We start from the raw sequence: 17,088 nt of genomic DNA on the forward strand, positions 1-17,088 counted from the left end.
CAGGAACGGTCATTGGCAGCGTTGGGTTCATCAGTAACTATCAGCAAGGAGAGCATGTAATGACACACGTCGTTGATTCTGGTGCAGGAGCCACCTTTGATATTGCCGTGCGCTGGGGGGATCTGGATGCCATGAATCATGTTAATAATACGGTCTATTTTCGCTACATTGAGGAAGCCCGTGTTCAGTTGATGATGAAGCTGGGCATGGTGCCACCGTCGCCACGTACCGGGGTGCTGGCGCATGCCAGTCTGGACTTCCTGCGCTCGGTCCTGTATCCGGCCACGGTGCGCATCGTGCATAAACTGATCAAGGTCGGTGGTAGCAGCATTGAGTTGGAAGTCATTGTCGGGGATGCAGATCAAGCCGATGTCATGTACGCCCGCGGACGATGTGTGCTGGTGTCCATCAACCCCCAGGGCGGTTCACAACCGTGGACCGAAAAAGAGCGCGAACAGATACATTCAGTTTTTCAGGGTTAAGCTTTACGTATACGGAAAGCATAGTCAAGTCGTAGAATGCCTGATAGCCCGGTAGGGTGCACCGCGGCATTATTGGACAAAGTTTGCTGTTTAGGCCAATTAAAGAGTTATTGGAGAGTCAATTGAATAAAGTCTATCCAAGCGCCAAGGAGGCGTTGCAGGGAGTCGTTGCCGACGGACAGACAGTTGCGGTAGGTGGGTTCGGCCTGTGCGGAATTCCCGAAGCGCTGATTGCTGCGCTGCGCGATAGTGGAGTCAAAGATCTGACCTGCATTAGCAATAATGCCGGGGTGGATGGCTTTGGTCTGGGGCAGTTGCTGGAAACGCGTCAGATCCGCAAGATGATTTCCTCCTATGTGGGCGAGAACAAAGAGTTCGAGCGCCAATACTTGGCCGGTGAGCTCGAGCTGGAGTTCACCCCTCAGGGCACCCTGGCTGAGAAGCTGCGTGCCGGCGGGGCGGGGATTCCCGCTTTTTTCACGGCGACCGGGGTGGGTACCGTGGTGGCAGAGGGTAAGGAAATCCGCGAGTTCAATGGTCAGCAATACGTGATGGAAGAGGCGCTGGTACCTGATGTGTCGCTGGTCAAAGCCTACAAGGCGGACCGCAGCGGCAACCTGGTGTTTCGCAAGACCGCGCGCAACTTCAACCCGAACGTGGCAATGGCGGGAAAAATCACCATTGTCGAGGTCGAGGAAATCGTCGAGACCGGCAGCCTGGACCCGGATGATGTGCATTTGCCCGGCATTTATGTACACCGCATCGTGCTCAATGCCCATCCTGAAAAGCGCATTGAACAGCGTACCGTTCGTTCTTCCTGATGAGTGAGGCAAGATAATAATGGCTTGGAATAGAGATCAAATGGCGGCCCGTGCTGCCCTGGAGCTTCAGGACGGCTTTTACGTCAACCTGGGCATTGGCTTGCCGACGTTGGTTGCCAATCATGTGCCTGAAGGTATTGAGGTCTGGTTGCAGTCGGAAAACGGTTTGCTGGGCATTGGCCCATTCCCGACCGAAGACAAGATTGACGCTGACCTGATCAACGCTGGCAAACAAACCATTACAACCCTGCCCGGTTCGTCCATTTTTTCCTCGGCAGATTCGTTTGCGATGATTCGTGGCGGCAAGATCAATATTGCGATTCTGGGCGCGATGCAGGTGTCGGAAAAAGGCGATCTGGCTAACTGGATGATCCCTGGGAAAATGATCAAGGGTATGGGCGGCGCCATGGACCTGGTAGCCGGAGTGGGCCGTGTGGTGGTTCTGATGGAACACGTGGCCACTAAAAAAGATGGCACCGAAGATCTGAAGATTTTGCCCGCCTGCACCTTGCCCCTGACCGGTGTTGGGGTGGTCGACCTCATCATTACTGATCTGGGAGTGATGGAAGTGACGGAAAATGGTTTAAAGTTGCTTGAGTTGGCACCAGAAGTCAGCCTTGAGTACATTCAGTCCAAGACAGGCGTCCCGCTGGACGTCAGCGCTTTGGCCTGAGCGCTCACTCTGGCTAGAAAAGCTTCGGCGCGAGTCGAAGCTTTTTTTATGCTCGTTCGGTGCGTGAACGCTGTTTATGTAAAGGAAGTTGGTATGGCCCTTACCTCCGTTGTCGCACGCCTGCAGGCGCTGCGCGAACAAATGCAATTTCAGTCCGTACAGGCAAGCATCTGGCCGACATCTGATCCCCATTTGTCTGAATACCTGCCCGATCGGTGGAAAAGCCGTCAGTGGCTCAGTGGTTTTGTTGGTTCGGCCGGCTTGCTGGTCGTGACAGCCGACTGGGCCGGTTTATGGACCGACAGCCGTTACTGGGAGCAGGCCGCCAAGGAGCTGCACGGCAGTGGCATCGAGCTGCAACGTGCAGGGGAAGCGGGCGTGCCTGAGCCAGCCAACTGGCTGGCCGATCATTTGCCTGCCCGTTCGCGAGTAGCCCTGGACAGTCAGTCGGTATCGGCTCAAAGCCTTCTTGCCTGGCAGAAAACCACTCAAGCGCAGGAGTTCGAGTGGGTGCTGCAAGCCGATCTGCTCAGCCCGATCTGGACTGACCGGCCCGCCGCGCCGTGTGGGCAGGTGGTAGAGCATCAGCCGCCTTTTGCGTGTCGCACTCGCCAGGAAAATCTGACTCGCACCCGGGCTGCCATGCAGGAGCAGGGCGCCCATTGGCACTTGCTCAGTGCGCTGGACGATATTGCCTGGACTTTGAATTTGCGCGGCAGCGATGTGTCCTATAACCCGGTATTCCTGTCGTACTTGCTGATCGGCCCGGACCAGGCTTTTCTTTTTGTGGATAGCAACAAGCTGACGGCAGGCCTACAGGAAGCGTTGGCGGCAGATGGTGTGCAGGTTCAAAACTACACCGAGCTGTCCTCCTTCATGCGCGCCTTGCCGGCATCCATGCCCCTATTGCTGGATATGGCTCGAACCACGGCCTGGGCCGCCCAATTGGCGGCGCATTTGCACGTGATCGAATATATCAACCCGGCTCAATTGCTCAAGTCCTGCAAGACCGATGCTGAACTGGCTCAGGTGCGCCAGACCATGGAAAAAGATGGGGCTGCCCTGTGTGAGTTCTTTGCTTGGTTTGAGCAACAAAGTGAGGTGAACGAGCTGGATGTGGATGCGCATCTCTGTGCCGCCCGAGCCCGCCAGGAAGGGTTTGTCAGCCCCAGTTTTGGCACGATTGCGGCTTTTAACGCCAACGGTGCCATGCCGCACTATCAGGCTACCCAGCAGTCCCATGCCCGCATTGATGGAAATGGCTTGTTGTTGATCGACTCGGGTGGGCAGTATCTGGGTGGTACCACCGACATTACTCGTGTTGTGCCGGTAGGGACTGTCTCAGCGGAGCAGATTCGGGACTTCACGCTGGTTCTAAAAGGCATGGTGTCTTTATCCATGCTGGTGTTTCCCGAAGGCATTGCCGGTCAGCAAATTGATGTGCTGGCCCGTCAGCCTTTGTGGGAGCAGGGCCTGGACTTTGGTCATGGCACCGGTCACGGCGTGGGATACTTCATGAATGTGCATGAAGGCCCGCAGTCCATTTCCTGGCGTGGTCGCATCGGGCCGCATTCGGCCATGCGCGCTGGCATGATTACCTCTAACGAGCCGGGCCTGTACCGCCCCGGCCAGTGGGGCATTCGTATTGAGAACCTGGTGGCGGCAGTGCCTGCCATGCGCACGGAGTATGGCCAGTTTCTGCGTTTTGAAACCCTGACCTTGTGCCCCATTGATACGCGTTGTATAGATGCTGCACTCCTGACGGCTGCCGAGCGTAACTGGCTCAATGAATATCATCAGCAGGTGCGTGAACGTCTCTTGCCGCGTGTGCAGGGTGAGGCACGCCAGTGGCTCGAACAAAAAACGCAGGCGATCTGATCGTCATCGTCTGCGCTTGTCAATAGTTGCACAGGCTAGTGGTATTTCCGCTGTGAAAAGCCACTCGCCTGGTCGCCAAGCATGGGCGCTTGCCGTTATAATCCAAATTTCCCGCTATCGCCTGATTTGACCTCAGGCGCCTTTTATAATGACCACCAAATATGTATTCGTAACGGGAGGCGTTGTGTCCTCCCTGGGCAAAGGTATTGCGGCCGCATCCCTGGCTGCCATCCTGGAGTCTCGCGGTCTGCGCGTGACCATGCTCAAGCTGGACCCCTACATCAACGTAGACCCGGGCACCATGAGCCCCTTCCAGCACGGTGAAGTGTTTGTTACTGAGGATGGTGCGGAAACCGACCTGGACCTGGGCCACTACGAGCGCTTCATTTCCGCTCGCATGCGCAAGGTCAACAACTTCACCACGGGCCAGATTTATGAATCCGTGCTGCGCAAAGAGCGTCGCGGGGACTATCTGGGCAAGACCGTGCAGGTTATCCCGCACATCACCAACGAAATCCAGGACTTCATCATTCGTGGCGCCAAGGCTGCCTACAATGGCGAGGCCGATGTTGCCATCGTCGAGATTGGCGGCACAGTGGGTGATATTGAATCCCAGCCTTTCCTGGAAGCAGCCCGCCAGATGAATCTGCGTCTGGGCCGCAACAACACCGCGTTTGTTCATCTGACACTGGTGCCGTTCATTGCCTCGGCCGGTGAACTGAAAACCAAGCCAACCCAGCACTCCGTGCAAAAACTGCGCGAAATCGGCATTCACCCGCACGCCTTGCTGTGCCGTGCCGACCGTGTCATTCCTGATGACGAGCTGGCCAAGATTTCGCTGTTTTCCAACGTACCCATGGATGCCGTGATCTCGGTGTGGGATGCGGATTCCATCTACAAGATTCCGGCCATGCTGCACAAGCAAGGTCTGGACAGCCTGGTGTGTGATGCACTGGCCTTGTCGCCACCACCGGCAGATCTGTCGATGTGGGACCGTTTGGTGCAGGCCCTGGAAAATCCCGAGCATGAAGTGCGCATCGGTATGGTCGGCAAGTACGTGGACCTGACCGAGTCCTACAAGTCGCTCAGTGAAGCCCTGGTTCATGCCGGTATTCATACCCGCACCCGCATCCAGATCGAGTATCTGGATTCGGAAGTCATCGAGAACGAAGGCACCGATTGCCTGAAAGGTCTGGACGCCATTCTGGTGCCAGGCGGTTTTGGCAAACGCGGTACCGAAGGCAAGATCCGCGCGATTCAATACGCTCGCGAAAACGGCGTGCCTTTCCTGGGTATCTGCCTGGGCATGCAATTGGCTGTGGTCGAGTTTGCGCGCAATGTGGGCAATCTGGTGGGCGCGAACTCCACCGAGTTTGATCCCTCGGCGGTGCATCCTGTGGTGGCCTTGATTACCGAGTGGGCAGATCGCGATGGCAAGATCGAGCATCGTGATGGCTCTTCCGATCTGGGCGGTACCATGCGCAAGGGTGCACAACGTTGCCCGGTCAAACCCGGTTCGCGTGCTGAAGCCATTTATGGGCCTGAGGTAAACGAGCGTCACCGTCACCGTTACGAGGTCAACACCTTGTACGTACCGCGTCTGGAAGAGGTGGGTATGGTGATCTCGGCGCGTACGCCTACCGAGAACCTGCCGGAAATCATGGAATTGCCTAACCACCCCTGGTTTATGGGGGTGCAATTCCATCCGGAGTTCACGTCGACTCCGCGTGATGGACACCCGCTGTTTACCAGCTATATCAAAGCGGCCCTGGAACACCAGAAAAAGTCGGCTTGATCGTTTGTTATGATTGAAAAGGCCCGCGTTATGCGGGCTTTTTCATTCCGTATGAGAGGACGAAACGGGCGGTTGGTAGGCCGGGCCGGCTCAGCATGCCGGCGCAACAGGGCGGCTTTGCGCCGTCCACGGGTGCGACCCGGATTAGAAACTGATCGAAATCTCCAAACGATTGGGCTGACAGTCCTGCTGCGCTGCGGTGTCCAGGCTTTCAGGAATGTGGGAGAATGCAGCAATACTGAAACGAGGTCTATTATGGATTTATGCGGTTACGACGTCGGCCTGGATCGGCCCTTTTTCCTGATCGCTGGCCCTTGTGTTATTGAGTCGCGCCAGATGGCGTTCGACACAGCGGGGCAATTGGTTGAGATCACCGCGGCTCTGGGTATTCCCTTTATCTACAAGAGCTCGTTTGACAAAGCCAACCGCAGTTCAGGCAAGTCCTATCGCGGCCCCGGCATGGCGGAAGGCTTGCAGATTCTGGCCGATGTGCGTTCCCACTACAAGGTGCCTGTCCTGACGGATGTGCACGATAAAGATCAGGTCGACGATGTGGCCGCCGTGGTGGATGTGCTGCAAACACCGGCATTTTTGTGTCGTCAGACGGACTTTATCCAAGCCTGCGCCGCGACGCTGAAACCCGTCAACATCAAGAAAGGCCAGTTCCTGGCCCCTCAGGATATGGTGCAGGTAGTGGAAAAGGCGCGTGCGGCTGCACTGGAAATGGGCGGAGATGGCTCCACCATCATGGTCTGTGAACGTGGCGCCTCGTTTGGCTATAACAATCTGGTATCGGACATGCGCTCCTTGGCGATTATGCGTGCCACCGAGTGCCCTGTCGTATTTGATGCCACTCACTCGGTGCAATTGCCGGGCGGGCAGGGGACCTCGTCGGGTGGTCAGCGCGAATTTGTTCCGGTATTGGCACGTGCTGCGGTGGCTGCCGGGGTGTCGGGCGTTTTCATGGAAACCCACCCTAATCCCGACAAGGCCCTGTCCGATGGCCCGAATGCTGTTCCGTTATCACAGATGGCAGACTTGTTGCGGACACTGCAACAGATTGATTCGATTGTTAAAAACAGCGGTGCCTTGCAGCACGGCTATTAAAGGTAGTTGGGAGACACTATGTCCGCATATTTGATTGCTAATGTTGAAGTCAGCAACCCCGAGCAGTACAAGCAATACCAGGAATTTTCCAGCATTGCCATGAAAACCCACAACGTGAAAGTTCTGGTGCGGGGTGGTGAAACGATTGCCCTGGAAGGGAATGCGCCTGTGCGTACTGTGGTGATGGAGTTTGATACTCTGGAACAGGCCCAGGCGTTCCATGATTCCGAGGAATACCGTCGCGCCCGCAAAGCCCGTGAAGGTGCTGCCAAAATGACCATGTACGTGGTGCAAGGGCTGTAAAAAGCAGCTTATGTTCTGCTGGAACGCGTGAAAAAGAGAGTGTGGAAACACTCTCTTTTTTTTTGGATGAGCACTTAGCGCCTGCCAGGCCTGAGCGAGGCTATTGGTGCTGCCTGGCTCTGGGGTGTAAAGGGGGGCGGGGCAAGGTAGGAGCCAGCAAAGGACAGATCTTTGTGATCGGGGAGAGAGCCTTGAACTTGTCCTGAGGCGATGGGGGGCGGCTTATGAAGCGTAGACAGATCAAGCCGGGAGCTTAAAAGCGGGAATCACGCAGGGCGGGCAGCGTCAGTTCGCGTACAAAGCTGGCGGGGGACAATTGCAGCAGGCTGCGCACGATTGTGAGCACGTCATGCACGGGAATAGTCTCACCCAAGTCTCGTTGAGCTGCCGCCTGGAGGGGGACGTCCAGTCCATCCGTGGTGTTCAGGTATCCCAGTTGCAGGCAGGTGACCGCCAACCCTTGATCGCGGTAGCCTTCGCGCAGGCTGTCTGCCAAGCCATTCAAGGCAAATTTTGTGGCCCCGAACGCTACTTCGGGACGACCACTTTGGCGCAGCCCCGACGTTGAGCCCGTCAGAATCAAACGAGGCTGGCTACTGCGCAGCAGATAGGGCAGCAAGTGGCGCAGGGTCAATAAGGCACCCGTCAGGTTGACATCGACCAGGCGACGCAGTGCCTGGTCGGATTGCGACAGGAAATCATATTGCTCGGTGAACGCCGTGTCTTCCCAGATACCCAGGTTATAGATCAGTACGTCCAGTGCATCGGGGCAGGCGGCGGCCAGCGCTGGCGCGGCGTCGGCGTGGGAGAGATCGGCGCTGATCCAATGCTGCTTGGAAAAGGCGTCCGGGGGTAAAGCGCTGCTTGCCGCAGCAGGAGCTCGTCTGGCTACGCCGTGCATCGTATGTCCGTCTTGCGCCAGACCATCCATCAAGGCGCGCCCCAGGCCCATACTGGCGCCCACAATCATGATGTCCATGCACTTTTCCTGTAAGCAGATTCTGCGGTGAGTCGGTTTTCTTCCAGATCGTTATTGTGAACCAGTTGGATTGGGTCGACTGAGATTCAGCGCTCGCTTGTCAGGTTTTTAACTGTCCCGTAAAATCATTGACTAGGCAATTATTGTTTGGTCAATAAAATGGCAAAGGTATCGGAAACAGAACAAAAAAACCCAGGTCGTGTCTTGTCGGTCACCGAATCCATTCTGGCGATGATGGGGCTGTGCTTTGTGGTGATGTTGGTCGCCATTGATCAGACCGTCGTGGGCACGGCTTTGCCTACTATTGTCTCGGAGCTGCATGGCTTTGAGCTGTACGCCTGGGTTGCGACCGCCTACTTGCTCACGTCCGTGATCACCGTGCCGATTTTCGGGCGCCTGGGGGATTTTTATGGACGCCGCCGGTTTGTGCTGGTGTCCATCGTGCTGTTTACGCTGGCCTCTGTGCTTTGTGGTATGGCGCAAAGCATGATGCAACTGGTGCTGGCCCGAGGGTTGCAGGGCGTGGCCGGTGGTATGTTGGTTGGCACTGCCTTTGCCTGCGTTCCGGACCTGTTTCCTGACCCACGGGTGCGCTTGCGTTGGCAGGTCATGCTAAGCGCCTCGTTTGGTATTGCCAATGGCATTGGGCCGTTTCTGGGCGGGGTGCTGACCCAATACTATGGATGGCGCTCGGTGTTCTATGTGAATTTACCGGTGGGTTTGCTCAGTCTGTATTTCGTTTATCGCTACCTGCCGCAGATTCGGCATTTTCGTCAGGACAAGGTCCGTCTGGATTGGCTCGGGGCTGTGTTGCTGATGATCGGCTTGGCGTGCATTCAGTTGCTGGTGGAATTGCTGCCGCTCTATGGGGGCAGTTACCTGATGGTGTTGCTGGGACTATGTAGTCTGGTCGCATTTTCGCTGTTGGTCGCCTGGGAGCGTCGAGTAGCTGAGCCTTTGCTGCCCTTGGTGTTGTTTAGTAGCCCCGCCCAATTGTCTCTGCTGGTGTTATCGGCTGGCCTAGGCTTTATCTTGTTCGGGCTTTTGTTTTATGCCCCCTTATTGTTGCAGGGCGGGTACGGGTTGCGGCCGCAAACTGCGGGCCTCTTGATTACCCCGCTGGTCGTGTTCATTACGGTAGGCAGTATTATCAATGGCCGCACAATTACTCGTTTGCGGCGCCCTGCCATGATGTTGTATCTGGGGCTGGTACTGCTCACCATCGCGTGTCTGGGTATGGTGTTTAACAGGAAAACCGACCCGCATTGGCATTTCGTGCTGTATGCCACGCTTGCCGGTACGGGAGTGGGCTGCATCATGCCCAATCTGACGGTGTTTGCGCAGGAAATTGTCGAGCGCTCCATGTTGGGGATAACGACGGCCATGCTACAGTCCATGCGCATGGTGGGCGGCATGTTGGGAACCGCTGTGATCGGAACGCTGATCAATTACCAGTACGGCGAGGCCATTCGCACTCAGTTGGTCGCCTTGCCCGAAACAGTGGCTCATGCTTTGCAAGACCCGCAGGTACTGATGAGTGTCAGTGAACAGACGCAGTTTCTGGAGCAGGCGGGGGAGCAGGGGCAGATGTATCTGGGCTTGGCCCGCGATGCCCTGGCACATGCCGTCAATATGGGCATGGCGGTGACCTTGCTGCTGATCGTCTGGTGTTTCTATTGGGTACGTAAGGTGCCACCGATACGATTTACTCGTCAAGAACAGTCTTGAGCATGATGAACGAATTCCCGCAACTTCAAGCGGCGCAACAATTGGGGCGCACGTATCGCAGTTTGATGGCCGCGTTTGACCAGCAATTGGGCATGCCCTTGCCCCGCTGGCGTATTTTGATTGGCTTGTATCAAGAAAATGGCTGCCTGTCTCAAAAGCAACTGGTACGCTTGTTGCGCATTGATCCAGCCGCGGTAACCCGGCAGCTCAAAAGCATTGAAACCCTGGGTTTGATCGAACGGTTCACCGATGAGCAGGACAATCGTCTCACCAATGTGCGCCTTAGTCAGGCGGGGCGTGAGCTGGTGGAAGCCACATTGCCCCGGCGGCGGCGCCTGGTTGAAGCCATGCTGCAGGACTTTTCCGATCAGGATTTGAACCAGCTGATTACCTTGTTGAGCAACTGGGAGAGCGCCTTGCTCAAAGCGGGCGACAAAGATTTACTTTGAGACGCATCGGTACTTTTTGTATTTACAGAGACGCCGCCTAGTCTCGGAATTTCTGGTGATAATAAACACGTGCCGGTTCCAGCTGCGTAAGGGCCACGGTATGAATCCGGGCTTTTTTCCAGCTTTCGAAACCAGACATGGCACGGCTGTGTCATGGGCAGGTACAATCCTGTTTTAGCAGGAGGGCAGGGGGCGCAGATTGCAAAGTAGCGGTCGCGCTTGCTGATCTTTTCAACTTCCAGGCCAGGCGCCTTTTCCAGTCGATCTTCCGATTGGCCCGGCGCAGTAGGCCCGGCAGCAGGATTGTTTAACTTATCTAGCTTAATGCTACTTCAGGCAGGACTGTCAAAATCATGAGTGCAATCGTAGATATTATTGGCCGCGAGATTCTGGACTCCCGTGGTAATCCAACGGTGGAGTGTGATGTATTGCTCGAGTCGGGTGCAATGGGGCGTGCCTCCGTGCCGTCTGGCGCATCCACGGGTGCTCGCGAAGCGTTGGAGCTGCGTGATGGTGACAAGAGCCGTTACCTGGGTAAAGGCGTCTTGCGTGCTGTCGAAAATCTGAACACAGAAATCTCCGAAGCGTTGATGGGTCTGGATGCGCAGGAACAAACCTTTATCGATCGCACCCTGATCGAACTGGACGGCACCGAAGACAAGAGCCGCCTGGGCGCCAACGCCATGCTGGCTGCCAGTATGGCGGTGGCTCGTGCTGCTGCCGATGACTCAGGCCTGTCCCTGTACCGCTATTTTGGCGGCAGTGGTGCCATGGCCATGCCTGTACCGATGATGAACGTCATCAACGGTGGTGCGCACGCCAACAACACCCTGGACCTGCAAGAGTTCATGATCATGCCCGTGGGCGCCAAGAGCTTTCGCGAATCCTTGCGTATGGGTGCCGAAGTGTTCCATACACTCAAAGGCCTGATCCACGACCAAGGCATGTCCACCGCCGTGGGCGACGAGGGTGGTTTTGCTCCTAACGTGGCCAACCACGAAGCGGCTATCGAGTTGATTCTGCGTGCTATCGAACAAGCAGGCTATGAAGCCGGTACGCAAATTGCACTGGCTCTGGACTGCGCAGCGTCCGAGTTTTACCGTGACGGCAAATACCACCTGGCTGGCGAAGGCGGCGTGTCTCTAAGCTCGCAAGACTTTGCCAATCTGTTGGCTAACTGGTGCGACAAGTACCCCATCATCTCCATCGAAGACGGGATGGCCGAGGACGACTGGGATGGCTGGCGCATTCTGAGCCAGCAACTGGGCGACAAGATCCAGTTGGTGGGTGATGATTTGTTTGTAACCAATACCAAGATCCTGAAAAAGGGTATCGAGATGGGTATTGGCAACTCCATCCTTATCAAGATCAATCAGATCGGCACCTTGACTGAGACTTTCGCCGCCATCGAGATGGCCAAGCGAGCCGGTTATACCGCTGTTATTTCGCACCGTTCCGGCGAAACCGAAGACTCCACTATTGCTGACATCGCCGTGGCAACCAACGCCATGCAGATCAAGACAGGCTCCTTGTCCCGTTCCGATCGCATGTCCAAGTACAACCAGTTGTTGCGTATTGAAGAAGAATTGGCAGAAGTTGCTACCTTCCCAGGTCGCGAAGCGTTCTATAATCTGCGCTAATTCTGTTTGAGGAACCGGGTCGCAAGACCCGGTTCTTATATCACCATGCGCCTTATTGTTCTGCTGCTGCTATGTCTGACCCTGATCACCCATTACGCATTATGGTGGGGCAAGGGCGGCTGGCTGGATGTACGGCAAATGCAGACCAGGCTGGTCGCGCAAAAAGAAACCAATGAAGCCCTGACGGCGCGCAACAACGCTTTGCTGGCCGAGGTTCAGGATTTACGTTCGGGAACCCACGCTGTCGAAGAGCGTGCCCGCAGCGAGTTTGGCATGATGCGGGAAGGCGAGATTTTTGTGCAGATTGTGCCTCCCGGTGGTTCGTCGGCCACGAATGCCAATCCGCGATAACAAGCAGCGCGCAATGTGCGGCTAGAACGGCTGATCAGCCAGTTCATTTCTGATGATTCTTCTGTTGTGTGTTTGGATCGGTGATCCGGGCTTTGTGGCGCCCTTCGTTGTTGAGACTGGCTGATGCGTCGATTAGTAGCAGGCGGGGTTTGGGGGCGGGGCTGGAGCTCCTCCTGAGTCTGGAGTGGGGTCGGCAGGCTGTGGAGAAAGCGAACCCGTGTCTGACCCTGGGGCAGCACCATCCCATGACGGTAGACGGGCATTCACGTCCGGTGAGGGCGTTTTCGCGGGCTCCCGTTCTGCTAACCCGCTTGTTTGGGAAACGGGCAAGACACGCGTGTTCTCAAGCTGCTGGGCATAGATGACTCGACCGTCAGCCAGATCATTCCACTGTACGGCATCAGATTGCATGGGGTGTTTGATTTCCAGGCGTAGCCACACTGCTGTCGACCCCACGGGGTTAGGCATACTCAGGGCAAGCTTGGGTAGCAGACGAAGCAAGGAAAGGGGCCCGGGCTTATGGGCGTAGAGTAGATACAAATGTAGTGTGTTGGCCTGGTAAATGCTGGGGCCGCTATGGCTGCTTTGTTCCGCTTGTTGCGCCTGCCAGCCCTGGGTAATGCTGGTTCGCCCCCCATGCAGCCTGGAAGGTCTGCCATGCAATATAAAAGCCTGTGCTGAGGGAGACAGAATCTGGATTTGCCACTGATCGTGCAGTGGCACTTTGGCAGCGGCCAGTGTTTGGCTGAATGCCACGGCAATGGTTTCAGGCCGGGCATGATGCACGCTGGCTTGGCGGGCTGCTTGTAGCAGGCCGTGCTGCAGACGCACGCGTAAGGAGTACAGCGTCAAGACGTCCAGCACCAGCCAGCTGAGCAGAATCATGGCTAGAAGGGCTCCCAGAATGTGAGAGCCCGCCAGGCCCGATTGGCGATGTGATGAGAGAAAGAAATCAGCCATGATGTTGCCATCATGGCTGATTGTCCTTGAGCCTGATAGAAGCACTTGTACCGGCGTAGTGCTTCGTAGGGATCAGGGCTTAGTGCAGGGTGTCATCACCGGGCTGCGTATCCCCTTTATCGACAAACAGAGAGGCGCAATCAATTGCGTCGTATTGATAGGGCTTGCCGCAAAAATTGCAGGACACATTGATCGTGTCTTGCTCTGCCAGCATCTGTTCGATTTCTGCCTGTCCCAGCATGCGCAGCATATTGCTGACCCGTTGACGGGAACAGGGGCAGTGCCAACGCACGGATTGGGGTTCAAAGACCTGCAGGTCTTCTTCCCAGAACAGACGGTGAATAAGGGTATCGCTGTCCAGCTGCAGCAGTTCCTGCGTCTGGACGGTTGAGCCCAGCGCCAGCGCACGCTCCCAGGTGTCCAGGTTCTGAGCCAGGCTGTGGCCACCTTGTGGCGGGATGCGTTGCAACAAAAGGCCCGCGCATCGGTTTTCATCTGCAGCCAGCCACAGGTGAGTATCCAATTGCTCGGAGGTACGCATATAGGTTTGCAATACCTCGGCAACAGTCTCGCCTTCCAGAGGGACGACGCCCTGATAAGGGCGGAAGTCCTTGCTGCTTTGGCGTGGCGCCAGCACGACGGTAAAGCGGCCCTGGCCCTGTGGATTCAGCAGGGTTTGCAAGGTGCCCGTTTGGGGGACAGGATGATTTTCGCGCAGGGACACGGTAGCGCGGATGTCCATGTCCGAGGTGCATTCGACGACCAGCAGGGCAATGGGGCCATCGCCTTGAATCTGTAGAATCAAGGAGCCATCGAACTTGAGATTGCCGGCCAGCAGCACCGAGGCCGCAACCAGTTCACCCAGCAGGTCGCGGATGCAGGCAGGATAGTGCTGATGCTCCAGACCCATTTGCCAGGCTTGCTCAAGATGAACAATCTGGGCGCGTGTGCTTTGGTCGGCGAACAGGTATTTTTTTAAAATGTCAGTCATGACTTTGCTGTACTACTAAAAAATGAAGAGGCAGCTTGCCCGATCAGGCAGCAGCCGAGCTAACCCGGCTTGGGCGCGCATTGATCAGACGAGTCTTGCTAAGACGGTCGTGCAGGAACTGCTGGTCTTTGTCGAACCAGGTCCAGATAAAGTTCAGAAACGGCGTAAAGACGATAAGCAGGTCTGTGGAGGCAAAACCTGTGTAGCCAGACAGGAGCTGAACCAGCAATGCCCCGAGCAAGGGCAGGGGCCATAGCAGAATATAACGCAGCACCAGGGTGCGCAGGGCAGGAATCTGGCCGTGCTCGTCAACCAGGCGTATATGCCAGGTCTTCATGGGTAAGGTTTGACCCACTTTGCGCCAGCACAGCACAAAGTACACCCCCAGAGCAATGAACAGAACGACCTGACGCACATGCCGCAGATCCAGGCCGCTACGGCTTTGGGTCAAGGTATCGAACAGATAGCCAGTGGTAAAAATGACGCCAAACAGCAGAATGGATTCATACATCATGCAGGCAAAGCGTCGCCAGCGGCCTGGGGTAGTAAAGGAGGGTGTCATGGTGCGTCTTGATGCAGGGAAGACTTCCATTATCGCGTATATCGCCTGCTAACGGAATGCTGCCCGTTCAGGGCTGACCAGCAAGGTGTGCTGGGGTCTGGAACACGGCCTGGTGTCGAGAGAAGCGTTAAAAATGTGAGCGGTAACCATGATATGGGGGGCTTGTCCCAATAAACAAGGGCCAAGCCATTTGCATGGTCCTGGCCCTTGTCGCCTTTTACAAGACTGCTTGACGCTTATTCAGCGCTGGCCGAGTCTTCGCTGGCGTCCGAGGCTGCATCGTTATTGCGATAACTGGCCGGAACCATGTCAAAACAGAACAGGCGGCAATCCAGCGCACCGTTATACAAGGGGTAACGGCGCTTGGGTTTGAGGCGCATATGACGTGGCAGCTCCAGGTCGCTGCTGATCATGTTTACGCTCCAGTTGGCAAAGTTCTGCTTGAGGTTACTGGCCCAGCTGGGCCAGAAGTCCTCGTCCTGATGGTCCAGACGCTCTCCGTAAGGAGGATTGGTCACAATCCAGCCAGCTTCTGTTTCGGGGCGAATCTTCAGGGCATCGCCCTGTTCGAAGCGAATCGTCTCCAAGGTCAGGTGCGAGCGCTCCAGGTTGGAACGGGCGGCATCCAGAACGGTGGGGTTGATGTCGTAGCCAATCAGCGGGGTGTCCAGACGAGGGGCGATCATGGAACGCGCTTCGTCCTTGATGTCACGCCACAGACGCTGATCATGGCAGCGCAGGCGTTCGAAGTGGAATGGACGCCAGATGCCGGGAGGAGCCCCCAGAGCCATCCAGGCGGCTTCGATAAGAATGGTGCCGCTACCGCAGAAGGGGTCGATCAAGGGTTTGCTTGGGTCCCATCCTGACAGGACCAGCAGACCGGCTGCCAGGTTTTCACGCAAGGGGGCGTCGCCCTTGTCATGACGCCAGCCGCGTTTGAACAAGGACTCGCCGCTGGTGTCCAGATAGAAAGTGGCCGTGGTCTCGTCCAGGAACAAATGTACCTTGGCGTCGGGGCGCACCGTGTCGATCGAGGGACGGGCACCTTCCAGGTCCCTGAGTCGGTCGCAAATTCCGTCTTTGGCGCGAAGATTGCAGTATTGCAGGCTTTGCATTGGACTGCGTACGGCCGAGGTATCGACACGCAGTGTGTGCTCGGGGCCAAACCAGCGCTCCCACGGCGTCACACGGGCCAAGGCCAGAATGTCTTCCTCGTTGGTGACAGGAGCATGCGAGACTTCCAGCAAAATGCGCGTCGCCAGTCGTGAGGACAGGTTAGCGCGCATGACGCCAATCCAGTCTGCATCAAAATGACAGCCGGCACGACCGGCCAGAACGTTTTCATAGCCCAGAGCCTGCAGCTCCAAAGCCAGTGCTTCTTCCAGTCCTTGAGGGCAGGGTGCAAACAACCGGTAGCGCTCGCCTTGCAGGGCCTTGACCTGGACACGCTCGTTTTGTTCGATATTGCTATCGGGCAGGCGTTGGCCGGGTTTAGGGGCCTGGGGGCTGTCTACACGCTGAATAGGGGAGACATACTGGGGGAAAGCGTCAGAATCACTGGCCGGACTAAACAGCCCGCTAGGCATATTGCCAGCCGCAGGGCGCTCTGAGGATTCGGAGTTGTCTTTGAAGGTAGGCCGTTCACGCCGTTCACCGGAGAACTCACGACGTTCACCCGATTGTGGACGGCTGTCGCGGTCGCGGTTGAATGCGGGGCGTTCACGGCGTTCACCGGAGAACTCACGACGCTCACCGGATTGTGGACGGCTGTCGCGGTCGCGGTTGAATGCGGGGCGTTCACGGCGCTCACCGGAGAACTCACGACGTTCACCGGATTGTGGGCGGCTGTCGCGGTCGCGGTTGAATGCGGGGCGTTCACGGCGTTCACCGGAGAACTCACGACGCTCACCGGATTGTGGACGGCTGTCGCGGTCGCGGTTGAATGCGGGGCGTTCACGGCGTTCACCGGAGAACTCACGACGTTCACCCGATTGTGGACGGCTGTCGCGGTCACGGTTGAATGCGGGGCGTTCGCGACGCTCACCGGAGAACTCACGACGTTCACCGGATTGTGGGCGGCTGTCGCGGTCGCGGTTAAATGCGGGGCGTTCGCGACGCTCACCGGAGAACTCGCGACGCTCACCGGATTGTGGGCGGCTGTCGCGGTCGCGGTTGAATGCGGGGCGTTCACGGCGCTCACCGGAGAACTCACGACGTTCACCGGATTGTGGGCGGCTGTCGCGGTCACGGTTGAATGCGGGGCGTTCACGGCGCTCACCGGAGAACTCACGACGTTCACCCGATTGTGGGCGGCTGTCGCGGTCACGGTTAAATGCGGGGCGTTCGCGGCGTTCACCGGAGAACTCGAC

At 56.8% G+C, this 17,088-nt stretch carries 16 protein-coding genes; 11 read left to right on the forward strand and 5 right to left on the reverse strand.

All coding sequences use genetic code 11. The annotated features are described in order from the left end of the window. Positions 1-59: 59 nt before the first annotated feature. The 7 genes from V6936_RS01415 (at position 60) to V6936_RS01445 (ending at position 7,059) form a co-directional block, all read left to right on the forward strand. On the forward strand, positions 60-482 hold the full coding sequence (locus tag V6936_RS01415) for an acyl-CoA thioesterase (RefSeq protein ID WP_003800907.1): 423 nt from the start codon (positions 60-62) through the stop codon (positions 480-482). A 122-nt stretch (positions 483-604) separates the two neighbouring features. After that, positions 605-1,303, forward strand: a complete 699-nt coding sequence (locus tag V6936_RS01420) for a CoA transferase subunit A (protein WP_059317991.1) — start codon at positions 605-607, stop codon at positions 1,301-1,303. 19 nt (positions 1,304-1,322) lie between these two features. Beyond that, positions 1,323-1,976 carry a CoA transferase subunit B gene (locus V6936_RS01425; RefSeq protein WP_059317990.1) on the forward strand — a complete coding sequence of 218 codons (654 nt, stop codon included), beginning with the start codon at positions 1,323-1,325 and terminating at the stop codon, positions 1,974-1,976. A gap of 93 nt (positions 1,977-2,069) precedes the next feature. Beyond that, on the forward strand, positions 2,070-3,854 hold the full coding sequence (locus V6936_RS01430; RefSeq protein WP_336579273.1) for an aminopeptidase P family protein: 1,785 nt from the start codon (positions 2,070-2,072) through the stop codon (positions 3,852-3,854). 148 nt (positions 3,855-4,002) lie between these two features. Further along, positions 4,003-5,649, forward strand: a complete 1,647-nt coding sequence (locus V6936_RS01435) for a CTP synthase (protein ID WP_003800899.1) — start codon at positions 4,003-4,005, stop codon at positions 5,647-5,649. Positions 5,650-5,904: 255 nt separating this feature from the next. Beyond that, a complete protein-coding gene (gene kdsA / locus V6936_RS01440) occupies positions 5,905-6,756 on the forward strand; it encodes a 3-deoxy-8-phosphooctulonate synthase (RefSeq protein ID WP_003800897.1) in 852 nt (283 codons plus the stop codon). 18 nt (positions 6,757-6,774) lie between these two features. Next, positions 6,775-7,059: a DUF1330 domain-containing protein gene (locus V6936_RS01445; protein ID WP_059317988.1), complete on the forward strand. Its 285-nt coding sequence runs from the start codon at positions 6,775-6,777 to the stop codon at positions 7,057-7,059. Between the two features lie 253 nt (positions 7,060-7,312). Here the strand turns inward: V6936_RS01445 and V6936_RS01450 are convergent, their stop codons facing one another. Then, positions 7,313-8,038, reverse strand: coding sequence for an SDR family NAD(P)-dependent oxidoreductase (locus V6936_RS01450; RefSeq protein WP_301605887.1), 726 nt, complete (start codon positions 8,036-8,038; stop codon positions 7,313-7,315). Between the two features lie 159 nt (positions 8,039-8,197). On the opposite strand from V6936_RS01450, the gene V6936_RS01455 reads away from it, so the two are divergent. The 4 genes from V6936_RS01455 to ftsB all read left to right on the forward strand — a co-directional run bounded on the left by V6936_RS01455 (position 8,198) and on the right by ftsB (position 12,206). Beyond that, a complete protein-coding gene (locus V6936_RS01455; RefSeq protein WP_131070724.1) occupies positions 8,198-9,766 on the forward strand; it encodes an MDR family MFS transporter in 1,569 nt (522 codons plus the stop codon). Positions 9,767-9,768: 2 nt separating this feature from the next. Continuing rightward, complete coding sequence (locus V6936_RS01460) at positions 9,769-10,215, forward strand: MarR family winged helix-turn-helix transcriptional regulator (protein ID WP_003800890.1); 447 nt, start codon at positions 9,769-9,771, stop codon at positions 10,213-10,215. A gap of 353 nt (positions 10,216-10,568) precedes the next feature. Further along, positions 10,569-11,855: a phosphopyruvate hydratase gene (gene eno, locus V6936_RS01465; protein ID WP_003800888.1), complete on the forward strand. Its 1,287-nt coding sequence runs from the start codon at positions 10,569-10,571 to the stop codon at positions 11,853-11,855. A gap of 45 nt (positions 11,856-11,900) precedes the next feature. Continuing rightward, on the forward strand, positions 11,901-12,206 hold the full coding sequence (gene ftsB, locus V6936_RS01470; protein ID WP_003800886.1) for a cell division protein FtsB: 306 nt from the start codon (positions 11,901-11,903) through the stop codon (positions 12,204-12,206). Positions 12,207-12,338: 132 nt separating this feature from the next. Here the strand turns inward: ftsB and V6936_RS01475 are convergent, their stop codons facing one another. From V6936_RS01475 to V6936_RS17345, 4 genes are all read right to left on the reverse strand, one after another. Further along, positions 12,339-13,166 carry a hypothetical protein gene (locus V6936_RS01475; RefSeq protein WP_336579274.1) on the reverse strand — a complete coding sequence of 276 codons (828 nt, stop codon included), beginning with the start codon at positions 13,164-13,166 and terminating at the stop codon, positions 12,339-12,341. 79 nt (positions 13,167-13,245) lie between these two features. Continuing rightward, entirely contained in the window at positions 13,246-14,157 is a 912-nt protein-coding gene (gene hslO / locus V6936_RS01480; protein ID WP_003800884.1) for an Hsp33 family molecular chaperone HslO, read from the reverse strand. A 43-nt stretch (positions 14,158-14,200) separates the two neighbouring features. Next, on the reverse strand, positions 14,201-14,719 hold the full coding sequence (locus V6936_RS01485) for an RDD family protein (RefSeq protein WP_131070722.1): 519 nt from the start codon (positions 14,717-14,719) through the stop codon (positions 14,201-14,203). Positions 14,720-14,955: 236 nt separating this feature from the next. After that, positions 14,956-17,088: THUMP domain-containing protein (locus tag V6936_RS17345; protein WP_442892558.1), on the reverse strand; the 2,133-nt coding region annotated here is incomplete at its 5' end.

It is taken from the genome of Alcaligenes sp. CHO6 (genome assembly GCF_037120595.1).
Taxonomy (GTDB): Bacteria; Pseudomonadota; Gammaproteobacteria; order Burkholderiales; family Burkholderiaceae_B; genus Alcaligenes; species Alcaligenes ammonioxydans.

Excerpts from the sequence above, each read along its gene's own strand:
- V6936_RS01415 (WP_003800907.1), top strand. The coding sequence starts at position 60 with ATGACACACGTCGTTGATTCTGGTGCAGGAGCCACCTTTGATATTGCC.
- V6936_RS01425 (WP_059317990.1), top strand. The coding sequence starts at position 1,323 with ATGGCTTGGAATAGAGATCAAATGGCGGCCCGTGCTGCCCTGGAGCTT.
- V6936_RS01430 (WP_336579273.1), top strand. The coding sequence starts at position 2,070 with ATGGCCCTTACCTCCGTTGTCGCACGCCTGCAGGCGCTGCGCGAACAA.
- V6936_RS01435 (WP_003800899.1), top strand. The coding sequence starts at position 4,003 with ATGACCACCAAATATGTATTCGTAACGGGAGGCGTTGTGTCCTCCCTG.
- kdsA (WP_003800897.1), top strand. The coding sequence starts at position 5,905 with ATGGATTTATGCGGTTACGACGTCGGCCTGGATCGGCCCTTTTTCCTG.
- V6936_RS01445 (WP_059317988.1), top strand. The coding sequence starts at position 6,775 with ATGTCCGCATATTTGATTGCTAATGTTGAAGTCAGCAACCCCGAGCAG.
- V6936_RS01450 (WP_301605887.1), bottom strand. The coding sequence starts at position 8,038 with ATGGACATCATGATTGTGGGCGCCAGTATGGGCCTGGGGCGCGCCTTG.
- V6936_RS01455 (WP_131070724.1), top strand. The coding sequence starts at position 8,198 with ATGGCAAAGGTATCGGAAACAGAACAAAAAAACCCAGGTCGTGTCTTG.
- V6936_RS01460 (WP_003800890.1), top strand. The coding sequence starts at position 9,769 with ATGATGAACGAATTCCCGCAACTTCAAGCGGCGCAACAATTGGGGCGC.
- eno (WP_003800888.1), top strand. The coding sequence starts at position 10,569 with ATGAGTGCAATCGTAGATATTATTGGCCGCGAGATTCTGGACTCCCGT.
- ftsB (WP_003800886.1), top strand. The coding sequence starts at position 11,901 with ATGCGCCTTATTGTTCTGCTGCTGCTATGTCTGACCCTGATCACCCAT.
- V6936_RS01475 (WP_336579274.1), bottom strand. The coding sequence starts at position 13,166 with ATGGCTGATTTCTTTCTCTCATCACATCGCCAATCGGGCCTGGCGGGC.
- hslO (WP_003800884.1), bottom strand. The coding sequence starts at position 14,157 with ATGACTGACATTTTAAAAAAATACCTGTTCGCCGACCAAAGCACACGC.
- V6936_RS01485 (WP_131070722.1), bottom strand. The coding sequence starts at position 14,719 with ATGACACCCTCCTTTACTACCCCAGGCCGCTGGCGACGCTTTGCCTGC.